The following is an 18,352-nucleotide window of genomic DNA, read 5'->3' on the forward strand; positions in this document are numbered from 1 at the left end:
GGGATTTAAGTGATTTGGGGAAAAATTATTGGAGCCATTTTCATCGTCGGCCTATGTTTAATGTTTGGTTTTGTCGCAGTTGTGTTTGTATCTTTAATGGGTGGATTTAAGTTTTACGCACCGTTCATTGTATTTGTTACGATTGGTGTCATCTTTCTGTCACTAAACGCAATTTTTAAGTTTGCGAGGGAAAAAATAGTTAAGGTAGCTAGTATTAGCTTTTTGTCGATATGTATTTTAGCGGTTGCGGTCTATGAAACTATTGAAGCCTACCACAATAACATAGGAACGGTGAATGCTGAGGTAAATCTCTATAAGTATCATCCATTTGCTGAAAATTCAAAGGTGGTCTCGTTGCCTGAAGCGTCAACCATGACGCTTGAAGGGGAACTTCCGATCTTAGATGGAGCGACAGCACTTTACCCATTGTACTCGGCTTTTGTAAAATCTATCTATCCAGAGAAGGATTACGACTTGTATAACAGTGAGGTCATGTCTAGTAAAACTGATGAAGCATATCGAAAGCTACTGAATGGTGAAGTTGATATGATTTTTGCAGCTGGACCTTCAGATTTCCATTTACGTCAAGCAGAGCACAAAGGAATAGAATTGCAGCTAACACCAATTGGGAAAGAAGCCTTTGTGTTTTTTGTCAATGCAAAAAATCCAGTAGAAAGCTTAACGATTGAACAAATTCAACGTATCTATTCGGGGGAAGTAACAAATTGGCAAGAAGTTGGTGGCAATCATGCATCAATTCGCGCCTTTCAGCGTCCTGCCAATAGTGGTAGCCAAACAGCTCTTGAAAGGTTAATGGGAGAGAAAGAGTTAATGACACCACCGAAAGAGGATATTGTGTCAGGGATGGGCGGGATTATTTCTGAGACATCACGTTACCGAAACTATAAAAATGCGATTGGCTACTCGTTTCGATTTTTCTCAACAGAAATGATTCAGAACGGAGAGATACGTCATCTGAAAATAAATGGAGTCTTCCCTAGTAAAGAAACGATTAGAAGCGGTGAATATCCAATCACTTCAGAGTTTTATGTTATTACTGCTGGAAGCGAAAATCCCCACATTGATACGTTCATTGACTGGATTTTATCAGAGCAAGGGCAATATTTAGTTGAAGCTACGGGTTATGTTCCGGTTAAGTAACGGATGTCACTGTGACACCCCGAAGTTTCTTGTTTCACAAAAACATTCGTGAAACAAGAAACTTCGGGGTGTGCCAGGCACGTCTTTGTATAGGAGGTGACAAATGGGCAACATCGATAAAAGAAATCGTTTAAACGAATCTCCATTCAGTTATCGAGTAAATAAAGATAATACAGTTTTTCTAGAGTATGAAGGTAAACAAGTAAAAATTTTAAAAGGAAAAGATGCAGAGAAGTTTTTAAGTAAAATTAACAGTGCGACTAATGCAAAGGAAATACAATTAATATTGGCGAAGATAACAGGAAATTTTAAAAGGGGCAATGAACGTAATAAATCAAACAAAGTGTGATGTGAACATGAGTTCTAGTAAAACACATCTCTAATCTATGATTTTAACTGGTTCAGATACACAATAAGTCATATCGTGCCGGTATGACTTTTTTAGTCTAAGATTTTTCTTTAAACTTGGACCAATTCATCCAACTTAGTATTATAAAACTTAGTGCCATTACTAGTATTTGGATTGGGTCTCGATTAATATCAAATAAAATTGAAATCCCAGCAGCAAGTGGAATTATTAGCAGACAGATAACAGCTATCCAACGATATATGTTTGGATTATCTTTATTTTTCATAGTTTACCTCCAGAACGGTCTTGCCGATATTCGTTTATATAAATTTTCACACATAAACACTTTATTGTGCAACAAGAACTTACATATAAGTAAAATACAAAGATTTTATCTGAAAACTATCTCAACAAAGAAAGGGAATAGATCATTATGAACAAAGTTCTCCAAACTACGATTGTTATAGGTATTATTTCCTTTTTTCTGGCACTGTACCTAAGCTTTGCTCCTATACCATTCGCACCTATTAAATGGGATGCTCATGAGTCTAGAGGCTATGTTGGACCTCATCAAAAGAATACGAAACTAGCAAATATGAACTATCTTGATCTTGGTAACTATAGCCAACCCGAACACCTTGTTTATCGATCAAATTGGCTGTACGCTGCAATGAAAGATGGAGAGATCATTCGTATAAGGCCAGATGGATCCGAAATAGAGGAAGTTGTAAATACAAATGGACGTCCTCTAGGCTTTGATTTTGATTTAGAAGGGTCACTGATTATTGCTGATCCTATGTATGGCGACCATGGTGGTTTAATTAAAGTTACTAATCTAGAAGGGGAGCCAGAGATTGAATTATTAACAAATGCAGTAGAAGGAACCCCTATTCTTTTTGCTGATGCTGTAGTTGTAGCAAGTAATGGCATGATTTATTTTACGGATGCCTCTCAAAAAGTCCGTGTAAAAGACATTGGGGATGTAGGTAAGGCAGGGGAACTAGATATTTTAGGAAATAGTAGCTCAGGCAGGCTACTAGAATATAATCCTACCACTCAAAAAACTCGGATTATAATGAGAGATCTAAGTTTTGCAAATGGAATTGTCTTAAGTAAAGACGAACAACAGATAATCATTAATGAAACAGGAAAATACCGAGTGTGGAAAGTAGATGTCGCTGCTGAGAACATTAGTGCAAACGAAATAAGCGATCATTCCATCGTGTTAATCGACAATTTACCGGGGTTACCAGATAATTTGATGAGAGGAAGAGATAACCGAATTTGGATCGGTTTAGTTCATCCTCGAAATGATTTCTTGGATTTTAGCGCAGACAAACCATGGCTAAGGGCTATTGTTATGCGTTTGCCGCACTTTTTGTTGCCAAAAGGAAAAGGATACGCACATGTGATTGCAATTGATGAGTCTGGAGCCATTTTAGATGATTTACAAAGTTCAAGTGGAACTTTTACTGATATTACTGGTGTTACCGAGACTGAGCAAAGTCTTTACTTTCATACACTAAATAACAATCGTACGATTGGTTGGATAAGGTATTGAAGGACGTCACTGTGAAAACCCGATAAATCTTGTTTCACAACTAGATAAAATAAGTAGAGATCTCTCATTAGTTTTGTTACCAAATGAGAGACCTCTTTTTTCATTTGTCGGACGTGAGACGGAGGTGAGACGGAGGGACAGGGAGACGGAGGGACAGGTACCTTGTCTTATCCTGGGCATTACTACTAAATTGCGATGATGGTGCGAATGAGACAAGGGACCTGTCCCCTTGTCTTTCCCCTTGTCTTGCCTTGTCTTTTTTAGTATTTATATAGTGTTTAGGTGACAATAGTCACTTACTGGAAGAAAATCCTCACTTATACTGAAATTAATCAACGAAGGGGAGGTTGAAAGAATGGCAATCAAAAAACTAGAGAAAAAGGAAGGCAAGGAAGCAACAACTTTAATCGGTACAGCTTTGGGAGTTGGCTTTGTCGGGGTAGTCATTTTAATTAGTTATCTTACTCTATACGGGTTTTACCTAGATAGAGTGTAGAAAGGGGATGGGGAAACATGCATAAATCAGAAAAAGTCTGGCTTACAATTAGTTTTGGAATGATTATGTTATTTATGATCGCGACTGGGTACCAAGCATTTGCTTTAGGAATGGCACCTCCAGGGGGAATGGAGACGATTGATCCACAGCGAGTCGACCAAATCGCACCATTTGATAATCCAGGAATTACGAAAATCGGTGAAAAAGAATATGAAGTGGTGATGACACTTCAATTATTTAGTTTTACACCTATGAATGTTGAAGTTCCTGCAGGATCTACGGTTCACTTTAGATTAACTTCAAAAGATGTAGTCCATGGGTTTCAAATTGTAAATACAAACGTTAATGGAATGATCATGCCAGGATATATCACAGATATTACCCAAACATTCCATGAACCAGGTGAGTACTTAGTGTTATGTAATGAATATTGTGGTGTCGGTCACCAGTTTATGGCGACAACGATTACTGTTAAATAAAGGGGGGATTTAAGTTGGAATTACTAAGCGCACAAACCTTAAAAGATAAAACAAATGAAGTGTTAGGGGTAAACCCGGAAGATGCGAAATTAACGAAATCATTTTTATTAGTATCATTTGTTGCATTACTTCTAGGAGGACTTTTCGGATTATTACAAGGGATCAATCGTGCAGGACTACTCGAACTACCAACATGGCTTAACTATTACCAGGTTCTAACTGCTCACGGCTTATTGTTAATCGTAGTATTTTCTGGGTTCTTTATGATTGGATACTTCTATTCTGGTCTTTCACATACATTAGGCGGTCTTCTACCTAAAGTTCGAAGACTTGGCTGGATTGGTTTTGGATTGGCGATGTTCGGTACGTTAGTCGTCGTCGTTATGGTATTAATGAATGAAGCATCGGTTTTATTTACCTTCTATCCGCCAATGAAGGCAAACCCAATCTTCTACTTTGGATTAGTATTTGTTGTCCTAGGAATTTGGGCGTGCAGCATTGGGGCATTTATTCAAGTAGCAAACTGGAGAAAGAAAAATAAAGGTCAACACCTACCAATCCTTTCCTTCTTTGCAACTGGGGCATTTGTTTTACTAGTAGGTTGTACGTTGTTTGTTGCAGTAGAAGTTTTATTCTTAATCATTCCTTGGTCACTTGGTTGGGTTGATACTATCAACGTGATGTTAGCAAGAACACTGTTCTGGGCGTTTGGACATACAGCGGTGAATATTTGGTATTTAACAGCGGTCTCTGCTTGGTATGTGATTGTACCGAGAGTGATTGGTGGAAAACTTTGGAATGATACATTAACACGTGTTGTTGTTGTAGCTTTAGTTATTATGAATATTACTGGGGGCTTCCATCACCAAATCGTTGACCCTGGTATCAATGATACTATCAAATATATGCATGTATTTATGAGCTTAGCGATTGGTTTTCCTTCATTAATGACGGCATATGCACTATTTGTTGTTATGGAACGTACGGCTAGAAAAAAAGGTGGAAAAGGTATTCTTGGTTGGCTTAAGGTTTTACCATGGGGCGATGTCCGTTTCTTAGCACCGTTTATCGCGATGCTAGCGTTTGCTCCAGCTGGTGCGGGTGGTATTGCCCAAACAACATTCCAATTAAATGCAGTTGTTCATAACACAATGTGGGTTGTAGGACATTTCCACCTAACCCTAGGAATGTCTGTCGCTATGACTTTCTTTGGGATTAGTTACTGGTTAATTCCATATCTATCAGGTCGTGTATTAACACCAGCGATGAATAAATTAGGTGTCATCCAAACGATTATCTGGTCAGGCGCGATGATCCTAATGGCATTTGCGATGCACACCGCAGGATTATTCGGTTCACCACGAAGAACTTCTTATACAACATATGGAGATCACGCTGCAGCACTTGGATGGGATCCATACATGATGTTAATTGGTTTTGGTGCAGTTCTCTTATTAATCGGGGTTCTAATCCAATTTTACGCAGTGATCAACCTTATGTTCTTTGCACCAAAAGGTCAGACAGAGTTCCCGATTGCGGAAAAAGAGCCTGGTGATGTGTCTGGATATTGGACAGAAAGATGGGGCGTATGGGTTACCCTGATGATTATTGTCGTCGCTATGGCCTACGTTGTGCCGATCGTTGACATGATTGTTAACGCACCTCCAGGGTCACCGCCGTTTAGAACTTGGTAGAAAGCAAGATAAAGAGATAGTTCGAAAACTTCGGCTATCTCTTTCCCTTTCATTTGAGAAAAAAAGGAAGTGACCTACATGATAGGAAGTAAGCATAACAGAATTGCTCTCGTTGTCGTTTTATTATTTGGGTGTATCTTATACTATGTAGGAACGGATGGATTTCGGGCATTTACGGCAGAAACCGCAAGATTTAATCAATTAATGAAAACACAACCACAATTCCCAGATGTAACATTTGTGGATAGTAATGAAAGAGTTTACTCTTTTTCTGAATTCGAAAATAAACATGTATTTATTACATTTATGTATACAGCTTGTACAACAGTCTGCTGGCAACTAGAATCGAACATGGGACACGTCTACGACCGTATTCCTAAACAATATCTTAGTGAAGACATCGTCTTTTTAAGTATAAGTTTTGATCCAGAGAGAGACGATCCTGCTACGTTAGATCAATATAAAGACTACTTTGGTAGTGATGGTGAGACATGGAGGATGGCAACAATTCCAGACCAAGCTGAATTAGATAATCTTTTAAAAGAATTCGGGGTCATCGTCATCCCTAATGGGAATGGAGATTTTATGCATAATTCGGCATTCTATTTGGTCAATCGACAAGGGACGCTAACAAGCATTATGGACTTTACAAACATAGAAGATGCTGTGAGTACGGTTAGTAGTATTCTTGAAAGCGATAAGGGGGAGTAGGGGATGGATCAATGTAAGATCGGTTTGGCCTTATTTATTTTCTTAGTAATTCCTCCTGTTGCTACATTTATGGAATCGGTCATGGTCATGCATATGCATATGCAAATGCCGATGCTAATTATTGCGGGTTTATTGATGGCACCTTTTTTTCAACAACGATTTCCTCGCTTTTTTGAAAAATGGAATGAAAATGGCTTACCAGGAGTACTACTATTTATCATCATTATGGTATACTGGATACTACCAAGAACGATGGATGAAGCATTAACACTACAAAGTGTAGAAGTATTTAAGTTTATTAGTCTACCATTTTTAGCAGGAGTACCGTTACGTGACAGCTGGAAGAAGCTAAGTGTAGTTCAAAAGAATACACTGATTGCATTTTTTACGCTCGTATTTATAGGAATGGGCTTACTTTATATCCTTGCACCTGTTCAGTTATGTAATAATTACTTACTAATTGAGCAAATTGCACTTGGTTGGGCGTTTGTATTAACGGCACTTGGTATGGTAATTTATCTATTGTATGTAGCTTTTGTGGATCCCTCAGAGTACGAGTGACTTAGAGGAGAAATAGAGTACGTTTGAAGGAGGGCAGTAGCATGAATAAACAAGTAATTCTTACTCAACAAGTAGCAGAGAAGCAAAATGTTCTGACTTTGATTGCGGATCTAAAGTCATTAGTAAAGTTTCCTGTCTTAATTGCGAATGTTCTCCCTGTTTTTACGGGATTTTGGTTAGCGTTGTATTTTTCTAATGCCTCCTTTCAAGACTACTTTTCTCTGTTTTTGTTAACTATTACGGGAAGTACATTGGTTATAGCTGGAGCACTTGTTATAAACAATTGGTACGATGTTGATATTGACTCGGTCATGGCAAGAACGATGAAACGACCGACGGTAACAGGAACTATTTCTTTAAAAATGGTATTAATGTTGGGAATTATTCTTACTTCGGTCGGATTTATCCTCTTACTATTTACTACTATAGAAGCAACGATTTATGCATTTATTGGTTGGTTTACGTATGTGGTTTTATACACAATGTGGTCAAAACGCAAGTATACGTTAAATACTGTGATTGGAAGTGTTTCAGGAGCAGTTACTCCATTCATTGGGTGGACGGCAGTAGCATCTGGAAATCATATGGTTCCAATTCTACTATTTTCAATCCTGTTTATCTGGCAAATGCCACATACATTTGCGATCGCAATGAGAAAATATGAAGAATATAAAGCAGCAGGTGTTGCGATGCTCCCGGTTGTTCGTGGTTTTACCATGACAAAAAGGCAAATCATCGTTTACGTTGCCTGCCTACTACCATTACCGTTTTATTTCATTGAGTTTAGTCTAACATTTGTTATTATCGCAACCATACTAACTCTTGCTTGGCTAGGGTTAAGTATTTACGGATTATTTACAAAAGATGATCAAAAGTATGCTTATATTAGTTTTCTGTACTCAGTAAATTATATAACGATTTTGTTTCTACTATTGGTTATTGTGACATTGCCTGTATTCAGGTAATTCCTGCGTTCGAAAGGTATCTTGTCCTAACCTATAGTGTGAGTAAGACCAGGGGGGCTATCCTCTCGTCTATCCTATAATCCATAATCAAAGAGACTGCCTCTCGTTAGGGCAGTCTCTTTGATTTGTTTTATATTAACAATCCAAAATCTTAATAAATTTATATGCTAATAAACAAGCGTAAAGGTTAATATAATTACATTTAGCAAAATCATTAACTAATTAATAAAAATGTTCAAATTGTATACGAAAAAGCTGTTGACAGCGCTTTCCTTGCATTATATAGTTAACATATAGTTTAAATGTCATAGTGTTTCGACAAATTAACATTAACATTTTTATTAATGAATGGTTGGGGGGATTTTTTTGATTTACATAAAGGTTAAAAAAATAACATTAATTGCTATTATCATTATTTTAACATTCACACAAATTCCAACGTACACGAAGGTTGAGAGTTCAGGCAATCAAGAGATAACCAAAAAACGTGTAAATCTTACAAATACTACCTCCGCTTTACAAGAAAAATATAGTACATATGTAGATGATAGCAGAAAGTTATATAGTGGTGCAGATATATTGATAGATAATATAGAAGGAATTGTTACGGATCACAAGTTCCTTGATGTATATGATGGAAAACAAGTGGTTCGAATTGACCAAAATAAAGAGGTTACCATTCGGATCAATGCGCCAGAAAGTGCGTTTTACAATATAGGGTTATCTTATATCATTGATGATCAAAACGTGTTACCTACCCAAATCGAAATGCAGTTAAATGGTCAATTTCCTTTTTATGAATTACGAAATTTAGTTTTTGAAAGCAAATGGAAATCTCCTGATGTAAATCCGCAAGATAAGTATGGAAATGAAATCGTACCACAACCAATCAAAGTCATCGATTGGCAGGAAAAATATATTAGTGATGCAAGTTACCGCTCAAGTGAACCATTTAAGATTTTTTTAGATAAAGGTGAAAACGAGATCTCGTTAAAATCAACAGAAGGTAATCTATCGTTCCGATCGATCAGGTTGTCTAAACCTACTGAATTACCAAACTATGAAAAGGCAGAAGTGAGTGGGGATAACTTTATTGTTATTCAAGGTCAAGATATTGCTTACAGAAATGACTCTTCCATCCGTGCTGGCGCCTTATTTAGTGTAGATCTAACCCCTTATCAAACTGATAAACGAGTGTTAAATTACTTAGATAACCAATCATTTAAACGACCTGGACACCTTGTTGAATATGAATTTGAGGTAAATGAGCCAGGGTTCTATTACTTTGGTTTCGATTATCGTCAAAATGCTAAAGCTGACTTCCCAGTCTTCGTTAATATTTTCATTAATCAAGGGACTCCTTTTCAGGAATTTCAGAACTACCCATTTCATTACACTTCGAAGTTTAGGGATGTAACTGTTCAAGATCCTGTTACAAAGGAAAATATCCCTATTTTTCTAGAAGCTGGTCAACATACGATTGGTTTTGCGATCAGCTTAGATCATCTGAAACCAACAATAGAATCAGTAGAACGTCTAATTAATGAAATTCAATCAATGTCATTGGAAATGACAAACTTGGCTGGTCCAAATGTGGATCGACATAGAGATATTAATGTTGAGGAATTTATTCCAGGTGTTACAGAGCAATTGTTTTCATGGGCAGAGGAAATGAACGAACTGTATGAAGATCTAAGAGTTTTTAATCCCACGGTCAATGAACTAGGAGCGTTTACTTCATTAAAAATTGCCGAAAAACAAGTAAGAAGTCTAGCTAATGAAATTGATAAATTATTAGTTAGAAAAAATGAATTGGCTACAGGAACTAACTCTGTTACTGCTTATTTAGGAAATTTAATTCAAGACATCAATAACAATGGTTTGGCAATCAACCAATTCTATTTTTATCAAAATCAAGAAGATATTCCAAAGCGTAAAGGGTTTTTCTACAAGCAATTTGCAAAGCTTGAACGTCTAGTAAAGTCTTTTGGTAGTCAAGACTACGCTGTAGATAACATTAATCCTGATCACCTCCAAGTATGGGTGAATCGTCCAAGGCAGTATATTGAAATTATTCAACAATTAATTGATGAGCAATTTACACCTCAAACAGGAATTAAAGTCGATTTATCAATTATGCCGGATCAAAACAAACTAATTTTAGCCAATGCAGCTAATAAAGCCCCTGATGTAGCAGTGGGGGTTAACTATGCACTCCCGTTTGAAATTGCCATTAGGGGTGCATTGCAAGATCTAACGGAGTTTGAGGATTTCAATGAAGTGAAAACTAGATTTCCAGAAGGCTTACATGTACCAGCGACAGTGAAGGATGGAATTTATGCGTTACCAGATACGATGAATTTCTGGGTGCTTTTTTATCGCAAAGATATTCTGGACTCTCTTTCTCTTCCTGTACCAGATACGATTGATCAAGTAAGGACATACTTACCTGAATTGCAACGAAGAGGAATGAATTTCTTTTATCCAACAGCTGGGATGGCAGGTTTGAAAATATTTGCAGGTACAATGCCTATCATCTATCAAAATGGCGGCCGTTTCTATAATGAGACAATCGGTAGGACTGCTTTAAACGAGAGTGCTTCGATTGAAGGAATGCGACAGTTAACAGAATTGTTTACGATATACAACATTCCGTATGATGTTCCAAGCTTTTATCAGCAATTTAGAGACGGATCTCTCCCGATCGGTATATCAGATTACTTCATGTATAACTTAATTCTTAATGCTGCTCCTGAAATCGCAAACTCTTGGGATATTGCCTTAATGCCGGGGATAAAAAATGCAAATGGGGAAGTTGAGAGATGGTCTGCAGGTGGCGCCGAAAGTAATCTTATATTTAAAGACTCTACCAAAAGAGATGAAGCGTGGGAATTCTTAAAGTGGTGGTCGAGTACAGAAGTGCAAATCGCTTTTGGAAATACTCTACAAACGACCTACGGGGAAGAGTATATTTGGAACACTGCTAATATGGAAGCTTATGCTGGATTGCCTTGGATCACAGCCCACAAAAACGTAGTGATCGAACAAACCGAATGGCTGACAGAGGTTCCTAGGGTTCCAGGAAGTTACATGTTAGAAAGAGAGATTAGTAATGCTTATAACTCTATTATCTTGGATGGTCAAAATTTAAGGAATGCGATTGACTTAGCAAGTAAGCGAATCAACCGTGAAACCTTACGAAAACTCGAAGAATTTGGATATATACGAAATGGAGAATTTATTGAACAATATCCTAATCCGGAATTTACTAATGATTAAGCAGGGGGCAAACTTATGCAAAAGGCAGATCATTTGGGCGAAGCGGTAGTTGAAATAAAAACCGAACCGCCAATGCTTCAAAAACATTTGCAAAAAGCCAAAAGGATCAATAAGACTCCGTATCTCTTTTTGCTTCCGTATCTACTATTGTTTTTACTTTTTATCATCATACCAATTGTTATGGCTATCTATCTATCGTTTACAAATTTTAATACGATTGAACGCCCTGAATTTATTGGTTTCTTAAACTATCTGAATCTATTAACTCAAGATGAGATCTTCATGCAATACGTTTTGCCTAATACTGTACTATTTGCTTTAATTGTCGGTCCAGGAGGCTATATCTTAGCCTTCCTCCTGGCCTGGAGTTTGGCGCAACTTACGAGGCTACCTCGAATGATTTTGGCTCTGATCTTTTATTCGCCTTCGATGACTTCGGGTGTGGCCATGGCAGTGGTTTGGACGATCATCTTTAGTGGGAACCAAGCAGGATATGCGAACAGCCTCCTAATGAGGTGGGGAATTATCACGGAGCCACTTATCTTTCTGCAAGATACTAGGTATATTCTGTTAATTATGATCGTCGTAGCCTTGTGGAGTAGTATGGGAGTTGGTTTCTTAGCAATGCTCGCGGGTGTCCTAAATGTGGACGAAACTCTTTATGAAGCTGGCGCAATCGATGGGATAAAAAATAGGCTCCAAGAACTTATTTACATTACCATTCCATCCATGAAGCCACAAATGCTATTTGGTGCAGTTATGGCAATTGTAAATACCTTTGCCACCGGCATCATAGGGGTCCAACTTACTGGGTCTAACCCGACTCCTAACTATGCGGGGCAATTAATTGTAAATCATATTGAAGACTACGGATTTATTCGATTTGAAATGGGATATGCTGCAGCGCTCTCAGTTGTGCTGTTATTGATTATTTATGTATTCGCACACATCTCGAAAAAACTGTTTAGCGAAACATAGGAAAGGAAAGATGATATGGCTCTGAAAGCAAGCGGTGCTAATCCAAAGAAATTCCATAAAAGTCAAGTAAAGTTCTATCTTTTCTTACTACCATTTGCGGTGTTTATGCTTTTACCAATCCTTTTTATCTTTAATCATGCCTTTAAACCACTTGATGAACTATATGCTTTTCCACCAAGATTTTTCGTTTACAAACCGACATTTGATAACTTTACAAATCTATTTGAACTAGCCAATGCTTCTGGTATTCCCATGAGTAGATATGTATTTAACAGTTTAATAGTTACATTCTCAGTTGTATTCCTTTCCGTGGTAATTTCTACCATGGCAGGCTATGTGCTTTCTAAAAAGAACTTTAAAGGAAAAAAGGCAATTTTTGAAATCAATAACGCTGCACTAATGTTCGTACCAATAGCAGTCATCATTCCAAGGTTCTTAACCGTTACAATTTTAGGAATTGAAGATACATTTTTTGCACACATACTGCCGTTGCTAGCGATGCCTGTAGGATTGTTCTTATTAAAACAGTTTATTGATCAAATCCCAGATTCGCTAATTGAAGCTGCGATTATTGATGGCGCCAGTGAGTTTAAAATCTATTTAAAAATTATTTTGCCATTAATTAAGCCGGCGATCGCAACAGCTGCGATCTTAGCGTTCCAATTAGTTTGGAATAATATTGAAACGTCAATTTTATTTACAACGAGTGAGAATATGAGAACACTAGCATTCTTTATGAACACACTAGTTGCTAATACAAACGTTGTAGTTGGTCAAGGGATGGCAGCAGTTGCATCATTAATTATGTTTGTTCCAAATTTAATTCTATTTATTATTTTACAAAGTATGGTTATGAACACGATGTCGCATTCTGGGTTAAAGTAGGTGAGAAAATGCTTAAAAAGTATAAATATATTAAACTCTTCATTTATATATTAATCTTTTTGTTTATCTATCCCAATCATAGTTTTGCCAATACCGCTTATAAAACCTTTACAGAAGATGGGTATGGAAACTATGTTGAAACCCAGACTGCTTATACAGTAGTGAATACAATTATTAAATTTGGAGATGAACAATTTCGTCAGGCTTCTGATCTAAAAATTGATAAATTTGGACTGTTGTATGTCTCGGATACTGGAAATAAACGAATTCTAGTTGGGAATAAACATGGTGAACTAGTAAGGATAATTGGGGAAGGGGTATTACAAAGACCAAACGGTATTTTCATAGCAGAAGATGATAGGTTATATGTGGCTGATGAAGTGGCAGCAAAAGTCTTTGTTTTTACCTTAGAGGGAGAATTAGTTGCTGAATTTGGAAAACCGGACAGTATCTTATTCGGTAAAACGTCTACGTTTGTTCCAGAAAAGGTGGCCGTAGATCGCCGCGATAATATTTATATCATTTCGAGAGGAAATCCGAATGGAATTATTCAAATTAACGCGAATAGCGGACAGTTTATTGGCTACTTTTCACCTAACCGAACGGTTGTCACGCCGTTAACTGTTTTTCGAAAAGCGATTTTTACAGATGAACAGTTAAGCAAAATGATTAGTATGGTACCGCCCAATGCTCATAACCTAAATATTGATAAACGAGGTCTTGTGTACACCGTTACTCATGGCGAAAGAATAAAGTCTATCAAAAAATTAAATATGGCAGGGCTTAATATTATCGATATGAACGTCTATGACCCATTTCCTTCGTCCATTGACGTAGGATCGTTAGACAATATCTTTGTCTCAGGAGAAAACGGATTTATCTATGAGTATACCAGCGAAGGAAACTTACTTTTTGTTTTTGGTGGGCGAGATGACGGTCGTCAACGGGTCGGACTTTTCAACAAAATTTCAGCGATCGCTTTGGATGAACATGATCATATTTACGCACTTGATCCTGAAAAAAGACAAATTCAACTATTTCAGCCAACTGAATTTGCTGACTTGGTTCATAATGCCTTAGCTCTTTATCAAAATGGTGATTATACACAAAGTAAAGAACCATGGAAAGAGGTTATTCGATTAAATAGTTTGTTCGATTTCGCCAATCTTGGATTAGGTGAAGCCTACTTTAAAGAAGAACAATATCAGGAGGCGTTAAATTCCTATCGCTCAGCCAAGTATAAGGTAGGTTACTCTGACGCTTTTTGGGAAAATCGCAACATCTGGGTTCGAGAAAATATTATTACTTTCCTCTTCTTGATACTTGGATTACTAATCGTCAAGAAAGTGTTAAGTCGGGTCGAAAGCAAACGTCGATATTGGTTCACATTTAAAACTAAGATGAATGAAAAATACAATTTAAAGTTAATCAAGGATCTTGTATTTCTAAAAAACTTCATACGAAGTCCCATTGATAGCTTTTATAGTATGAAATATGAAAACAAAACGAGTTATCTGTCTTCAATTTTATTGCTATTTTTCTTCTTTACTCTCTTTGTTTTAGAAAAGTATTACTCTGGGTTTATTTTCAGTTCAGTAGAAGATGGGGAATTTGCGATAGGTTCAGATTTTGCCTTTGTTTTTGGAATTTTCTTATTAGTCATCGTATCGAACTACTTAGTTTGTACGATCAATGATGGAGAAGGTAAATTTCAACACATCTTTAGTGGATTTATCTATTCGTTTGCCCCTTATTTTATACTGAAGCCGTTTGTGATTGTGTTCAGTAATATCTTAACTTTTAATGAGGTTTACCTATTAAATTTTGCTAATTTTTTCATTTATTCGTGGGTAGCTATATTGATCTTCATTATGATTAAGGAGATTAATGATTACACAGTAAAAGAAACGATAAAAATTATTCTTTTGACATTGTTTACAATGCTTATTGGTGTCCTATTACTCTTTATTGTGTATGTACTAATTACCCAAATGCTTTCATTCTTCATTTCTATCTTTAACGAGGGGGTGTATCGACTTGAGAATCGTTAAAACAAAAACAGCGGTAAAACTTGTGCTCTTTATCGCCATTGTTGCTAGTCTATTCACTTTTGTTTTTATGAGTGAAGACTCGGAGATCTCAGTGAATATTCCGAACACTCCATCTATACCTGAGCCGACCGATACCTCCAAAGAAGAAAAACCGGAGGATCAACCGGCACCAGCCCCTGAACCGGAACAAGTAGGCTTAGAGGACGATGGTTTAGAAAATCGTGTCAGTACAATCGCATCAAGGCAAGCTGCCATTGATGGACATAAGTACTTAACTGAAAATGAAAAAATTGAAATGTATGTAAAAGAAGAAAATCTCTCGATTGTCATTAGAGACAAAAACACTGGTGCGGTGATGTACTCAACGATTGAGAAACCGGTTCAAAGTAATGAAGCGTGGACAAATTTTATGAAATCATCGATTGTTATGGAATATTTAGTAGGAACAAATATTGTTACGTATCGGGCAGATATGTATTCAAATAATCCGAAAAAAGAAATCACTTACAAAGAAGATGGTTTTCATGCAAAAGTAACATATCCTGAACTTGAAATTACCTTTGAGTTAAATGTCAGTTTAACAGATTCAGGCTTGGTCACTGAAATTCCAAAAGATAAAATTCAAGAAAATAACGAGCGCTATAAAGTCTCAGGTTTTTATGTCTATCCATTTTTAGGCTATTCCAAATTGGGAGAGCGTGAAGGGTATATGTTTATCCCAGATGGATCAGGTGCATTAATTCATTTAAAGGATAACGATGGAAAGTTCAGACAACCATATTCCGAAATGGTTTATGGGAATAATGTCGGGATTGATGATCCTTTAGTATTATCGTTGTTTAACGGTATGAACCCCTTTAATAATCCTGAAAAAATTCTAGCTCCTGTTTTTGGAATGGTTCAGACAGATACAAACATAGGGTTTCTAGGAATTATTGAGGAAGGACAATATAGTGCAAAAATTGAGGCCTATCCAAGTGGTGCTATTCTTCCATACAACTGGGTAACATCTAAATTCATTTATCGTCAAGTATACAATCAACCGACAAGTCAGCAATCTGGAACGATGGTTGTTCGTCAAAGAAATATGAATGATTTTAATATAAGAGTTCGTTATGAATTCTTATCCCAAGAGAAAGCAACTTACTTTGGTTTAGCTGAAAGATATCGAAACTACTTACTAGATAATCAGTTGATCATGAAACGAGAAGATGATTTTAAAGTACGAGTAGATATGTTCGGTGCTGATGTAGAGAATGGACTGATATCTAAGAAGAATGTAACAATGACAACATTTGGTCAGGCTAGTCAAATTTTTAATGATTTACAAAGTAAAGGAATTGACCAAATTCTCTCTATTTACAAAGGTTGGCAGAATAAAGGATATTTTGCTGGGTTGCCATTCCGTTCATTTAAACCCGAATCAGCTTTAAACGATGATAAAAGTCTCCTAGATTTAATAGACGAGAGTAAGGAACAAAACATTGATTTGTTTTTGTATCACGATGCTCTAAGAATTAACTTAGCTGAAAATCGAAATCCGACGTATAAAGTCATGAGAAAATTTAATAAAAGGCAGTATAGTGAAGATGTTTACGGTAAAGTTTACAAATCTTTTCATTATTTACAACCAAAATCTAGTGTAGACACTTTGGAAAGAATGCAGAAACAATACTCAAATCATGGTGTTGATCAACTTCTCATTGCCGGAATTTCAAATCAATTATTTTCCTTCAGTGATAGTAATAAGGAATATGATCGGATTACAACAAAGGGATATTACGAGGAGATCATCTCAAATTATGATCAACAGTTTGATTTATTGTTAGAGCAACCATTCTCTTATTTGTGGAAATATACAAATGCAATGATCGATCTTCCGGCAAGTTCATCAGGTTATGTTTTTACGGATGAAGATATTCCTTTTATTGCTCTCACATTAAAAGGGATCGTGCCAATGTATTCGGAGTATGTTAACTTTCAAGCAAACCAAGTTGAATTTTTCTTGAAACTTGTTGAACAGGGGATAAATCCCTCATTCTTACTCACGCACGAAGATCCAGCAGCGTTGTTAAATACGAACTCTTCATCAATATATAGTTCGAAATATGAGCGTTATGAAGACGTTATTGAACAATACTACTTTGATCTAAAAGAAATTCATGAGACAACGAAAAATTCAGTGATTGTCAATTTTCAGCGGTCAAACGGGATCACCACAGTAACCTACGATAATGGAACAACGATTTATGTGAACTATCAGGACCGTGATGTTAAAGTGGCCGGACAAACAATTCAAGCTTTGTCATATAAGGTGGTGCGAGGCCGATGAAAATAAATCGGAAAAGTATGTATGGATATTTATTTATATCCCCTTGGTTGGTTGGATTTCTCATTTTTGTCGTATGGCCATTAGGGCAATCCTTTTATTTCAGCTTAAATAATATGAGAATTACACCTACTGGCTTACAGTTTCGATATGTTGGTTTTAACAACTATTTAGATGTTTGGTTAAAAGATATGTTTTTTATCCAGGAGCTCTTACAATTTGTTCTTCATATTCTCTTAAGAGTCCCAGTCATAGTCGTGTTTGCCTTGATTATTGCGATGCTCTTAAATGAAAAAGTAAGATTTCAAGGGGTATTTCGAACCATATTCTTTTTACCGGTCATTGTTGCCAGTGGCCCTGTGATTGACCAATTAGTCAGCCAGGGTGCGACAACAGTGCCAATGGTAGATCAAGGTGTCATTATTAGTGTTTTAACTGCATTTTTCCCTATGTGGTTGGCTCAGGTTATCGGACAATTGTTTAATCAAATCATTATTATTCTTTGGTACTCAGGGGTGCAAATATTAATCTTTCTTGCTGTGCTTCAGAAAATTGATGCTGCGTTATACGAGGCGGCGAAAATTGATGGAGCTTCAGGTTGGGAATGTTTTTGGAAGATCACGCTGCCTTCGATCAAACCTATTATCTTAATTAATTTTGTTTATACTCTTGTATTTTTAGCAAACAGTAGTCAAAACACGATCATTAATTTAATTTATACGAATATGTTCTCAGCCACGAGGGGGTATGGTTTCGCATCTGCCATGGCATGGATGTACGCGGTAATTATCTCGATATTGCTTCTGATCATTTTCTTGGTCTTCCGGGAAAAAGAAACTAAAAGAGCTTAGTA

General features: G+C 36.7%; 16 protein-coding genes. 15 read left to right on the forward strand and 1 reads right to left on the reverse strand.

Translation table 11 applies throughout. The features are described from left to right. Positions 1-9 precede the first annotated feature (9 nt). Both DS745_RS20965 and DS745_RS20970 read left to right on the forward strand, forming a co-directional pair. Entirely contained in the window at positions 10-1,161 is a 1,152-nt protein-coding gene (locus tag DS745_RS20965; RefSeq protein ID WP_241657891.1) for a PstS family phosphate ABC transporter substrate-binding protein, read from the forward strand. A gap of 103 nt (positions 1,162-1,264) precedes the next feature. Beyond that, the gene (locus tag DS745_RS20970) at positions 1,265-1,510 is read left to right on the forward strand and encodes a hypothetical protein (protein WP_129080215.1); all 246 of its coding nucleotides are present in this window, start codon (positions 1,265-1,267) and stop codon (positions 1,508-1,510) included. 97 nt (positions 1,511-1,607) lie between these two features. Here DS745_RS20970 and DS745_RS20975 read toward each other — a convergent pair whose 3' ends face one another. Next, entirely contained in the window at positions 1,608-1,796 is a 189-nt protein-coding gene (locus tag DS745_RS20975; protein WP_129080216.1) for a hypothetical protein, read from the reverse strand. A 147-nt stretch (positions 1,797-1,943) separates the two neighbouring features. Here DS745_RS20975 and DS745_RS20980 point away from each other — a divergent pair, with 147 nt between their 5' ends. The 13 genes from DS745_RS20980 to DS745_RS21035 all read left to right on the forward strand — a co-directional run bounded on the left by DS745_RS20980 (position 1,944) and on the right by DS745_RS21035 (position 18,350). Continuing rightward, on the forward strand, positions 1,944-3,071 hold the full coding sequence (locus tag DS745_RS20980; protein ID WP_129080217.1) for an SMP-30/gluconolactonase/LRE family protein: 1,128 nt from the start codon (positions 1,944-1,946) through the stop codon (positions 3,069-3,071). Positions 3,072-3,426: 355 nt separating this feature from the next. Beyond that, positions 3,427-3,567, forward strand: coding sequence for a hypothetical protein (locus DS745_RS24705; RefSeq protein ID WP_161568334.1), 141 nt, complete (start codon positions 3,427-3,429; stop codon positions 3,565-3,567). Positions 3,568-3,584: 17 nt separating this feature from the next. Further along, the gene (locus DS745_RS20985) at positions 3,585-4,046 is read left to right on the forward strand and encodes a cytochrome c oxidase subunit II (protein ID WP_129080218.1); all 462 of its coding nucleotides are present in this window, start codon (positions 3,585-3,587) and stop codon (positions 4,044-4,046) included. A gap of 14 nt (positions 4,047-4,060) precedes the next feature. Then, positions 4,061-5,740 (forward strand): cbb3-type cytochrome c oxidase subunit I, encoded by a 1,680-nt coding sequence (locus DS745_RS20990; RefSeq protein WP_129080219.1) that lies wholly within the window; start codon positions 4,061-4,063, stop codon positions 5,738-5,740. Positions 5,741-5,818: 78 nt separating this feature from the next. Next, on the forward strand, positions 5,819-6,451 hold the full coding sequence (locus DS745_RS20995) for an SCO family protein (RefSeq protein ID WP_129080220.1): 633 nt from the start codon (positions 5,819-5,821) through the stop codon (positions 6,449-6,451). 3 nt (positions 6,452-6,454) lie between these two features. Next, positions 6,455-7,012, forward strand: coding sequence for a hypothetical protein (locus DS745_RS21000; protein WP_129080221.1), 558 nt, complete (start codon positions 6,455-6,457; stop codon positions 7,010-7,012). 41 nt (positions 7,013-7,053) lie between these two features. Then, positions 7,054-7,977 (forward strand): heme o synthase, encoded by a 924-nt coding sequence (gene cyoE, locus DS745_RS21005; RefSeq protein ID WP_129080222.1) that lies wholly within the window; start codon positions 7,054-7,056, stop codon positions 7,975-7,977. A 366-nt stretch (positions 7,978-8,343) separates the two neighbouring features. After that, the gene (locus DS745_RS21010) at positions 8,344-11,256 is read left to right on the forward strand and encodes an extracellular solute-binding protein (RefSeq protein WP_161568335.1); all 2,913 of its coding nucleotides are present in this window, start codon (positions 8,344-8,346) and stop codon (positions 11,254-11,256) included. 15 nt (positions 11,257-11,271) lie between these two features. Then, the gene (locus DS745_RS21015) at positions 11,272-12,234 is read left to right on the forward strand and encodes a carbohydrate ABC transporter permease (RefSeq protein ID WP_421721838.1); all 963 of its coding nucleotides are present in this window, start codon (positions 11,272-11,274) and stop codon (positions 12,232-12,234) included. 15 nt (positions 12,235-12,249) lie between these two features. Further along, positions 12,250-13,119, forward strand: coding sequence for a carbohydrate ABC transporter permease (locus DS745_RS21020; protein ID WP_129080224.1), 870 nt, complete (start codon positions 12,250-12,252; stop codon positions 13,117-13,119). Positions 13,120-13,127: 8 nt separating this feature from the next. After that, a complete protein-coding gene (locus tag DS745_RS21025) occupies positions 13,128-15,170 on the forward strand; it encodes a YIP1 family protein (protein WP_129080225.1) in 2,043 nt (680 codons plus the stop codon). After that, positions 15,157-17,502 carry a DUF5696 domain-containing protein gene (locus DS745_RS21030; protein WP_129080226.1) on the forward strand — a complete coding sequence of 782 codons (2,346 nt, stop codon included), beginning with the start codon at positions 15,157-15,159 and terminating at the stop codon, positions 17,500-17,502. The genes DS745_RS21025 and DS745_RS21030 overlap by 14 nt, the downstream gene beginning before the upstream one ends. Continuing rightward, positions 17,499-18,350 (forward strand): carbohydrate ABC transporter permease, encoded by an 852-nt coding sequence (locus DS745_RS21035; protein WP_129080227.1) that lies wholly within the window; start codon positions 17,499-17,501, stop codon positions 18,348-18,350. The genes DS745_RS21030 and DS745_RS21035 overlap by 4 nt, the downstream gene beginning before the upstream one ends. Positions 18,351-18,352 lie beyond the last annotated feature (2 nt).

The organism is Anaerobacillus alkaliphilus (assembly GCF_004116265.1).
Classification (GTDB): Bacteria; Bacillota; Bacilli; order Bacillales; family Anaerobacillaceae; genus Anaerobacillus; species Anaerobacillus alkaliphilus.

Coding starts and splice junctions, on each gene's coding strand:
- DS745_RS21020 (WP_129080224.1), top strand. CDS start 12,250: ATGGCTCTGAAAGCAAGCGGTGCTAATCCAAAGAAATTCCATAAAAGT.
- DS745_RS24705 (WP_161568334.1), top strand. CDS start 3,427: ATGGCAATCAAAAAACTAGAGAAAAAGGAAGGCAAGGAAGCAACAACT.
- DS745_RS20995 (WP_129080220.1), top strand. CDS start 5,819: ATGATAGGAAGTAAGCATAACAGAATTGCTCTCGTTGTCGTTTTATTA.
- DS745_RS20975 (WP_129080216.1), bottom strand. CDS start 1,796: ATGAAAAATAAAGATAATCCAAACATATATCGTTGGATAGCTGTTATC.
- DS745_RS20980 (WP_129080217.1), top strand. CDS start 1,944: ATGAACAAAGTTCTCCAAACTACGATTGTTATAGGTATTATTTCCTTT.
- DS745_RS21000 (WP_129080221.1), top strand. CDS start 6,455: ATGGATCAATGTAAGATCGGTTTGGCCTTATTTATTTTCTTAGTAATT.
- DS745_RS20970 (WP_129080215.1), top strand. CDS start 1,265: ATGGGCAACATCGATAAAAGAAATCGTTTAAACGAATCTCCATTCAGT.
- cyoE (WP_129080222.1), top strand. CDS start 7,054: ATGAATAAACAAGTAATTCTTACTCAACAAGTAGCAGAGAAGCAAAAT.
- DS745_RS20985 (WP_129080218.1), top strand. CDS start 3,585: ATGCATAAATCAGAAAAAGTCTGGCTTACAATTAGTTTTGGAATGATT.
- DS745_RS21015 (WP_421721838.1), top strand. CDS start 11,272: ATGCAAAAGGCAGATCATTTGGGCGAAGCGGTAGTTGAAATAAAAACC.
- DS745_RS21035 (WP_129080227.1), top strand. CDS start 17,499: ATGAAAATAAATCGGAAAAGTATGTATGGATATTTATTTATATCCCCT.
- DS745_RS21025 (WP_129080225.1), top strand. CDS start 13,128: ATGCTTAAAAAGTATAAATATATTAAACTCTTCATTTATATATTAATC.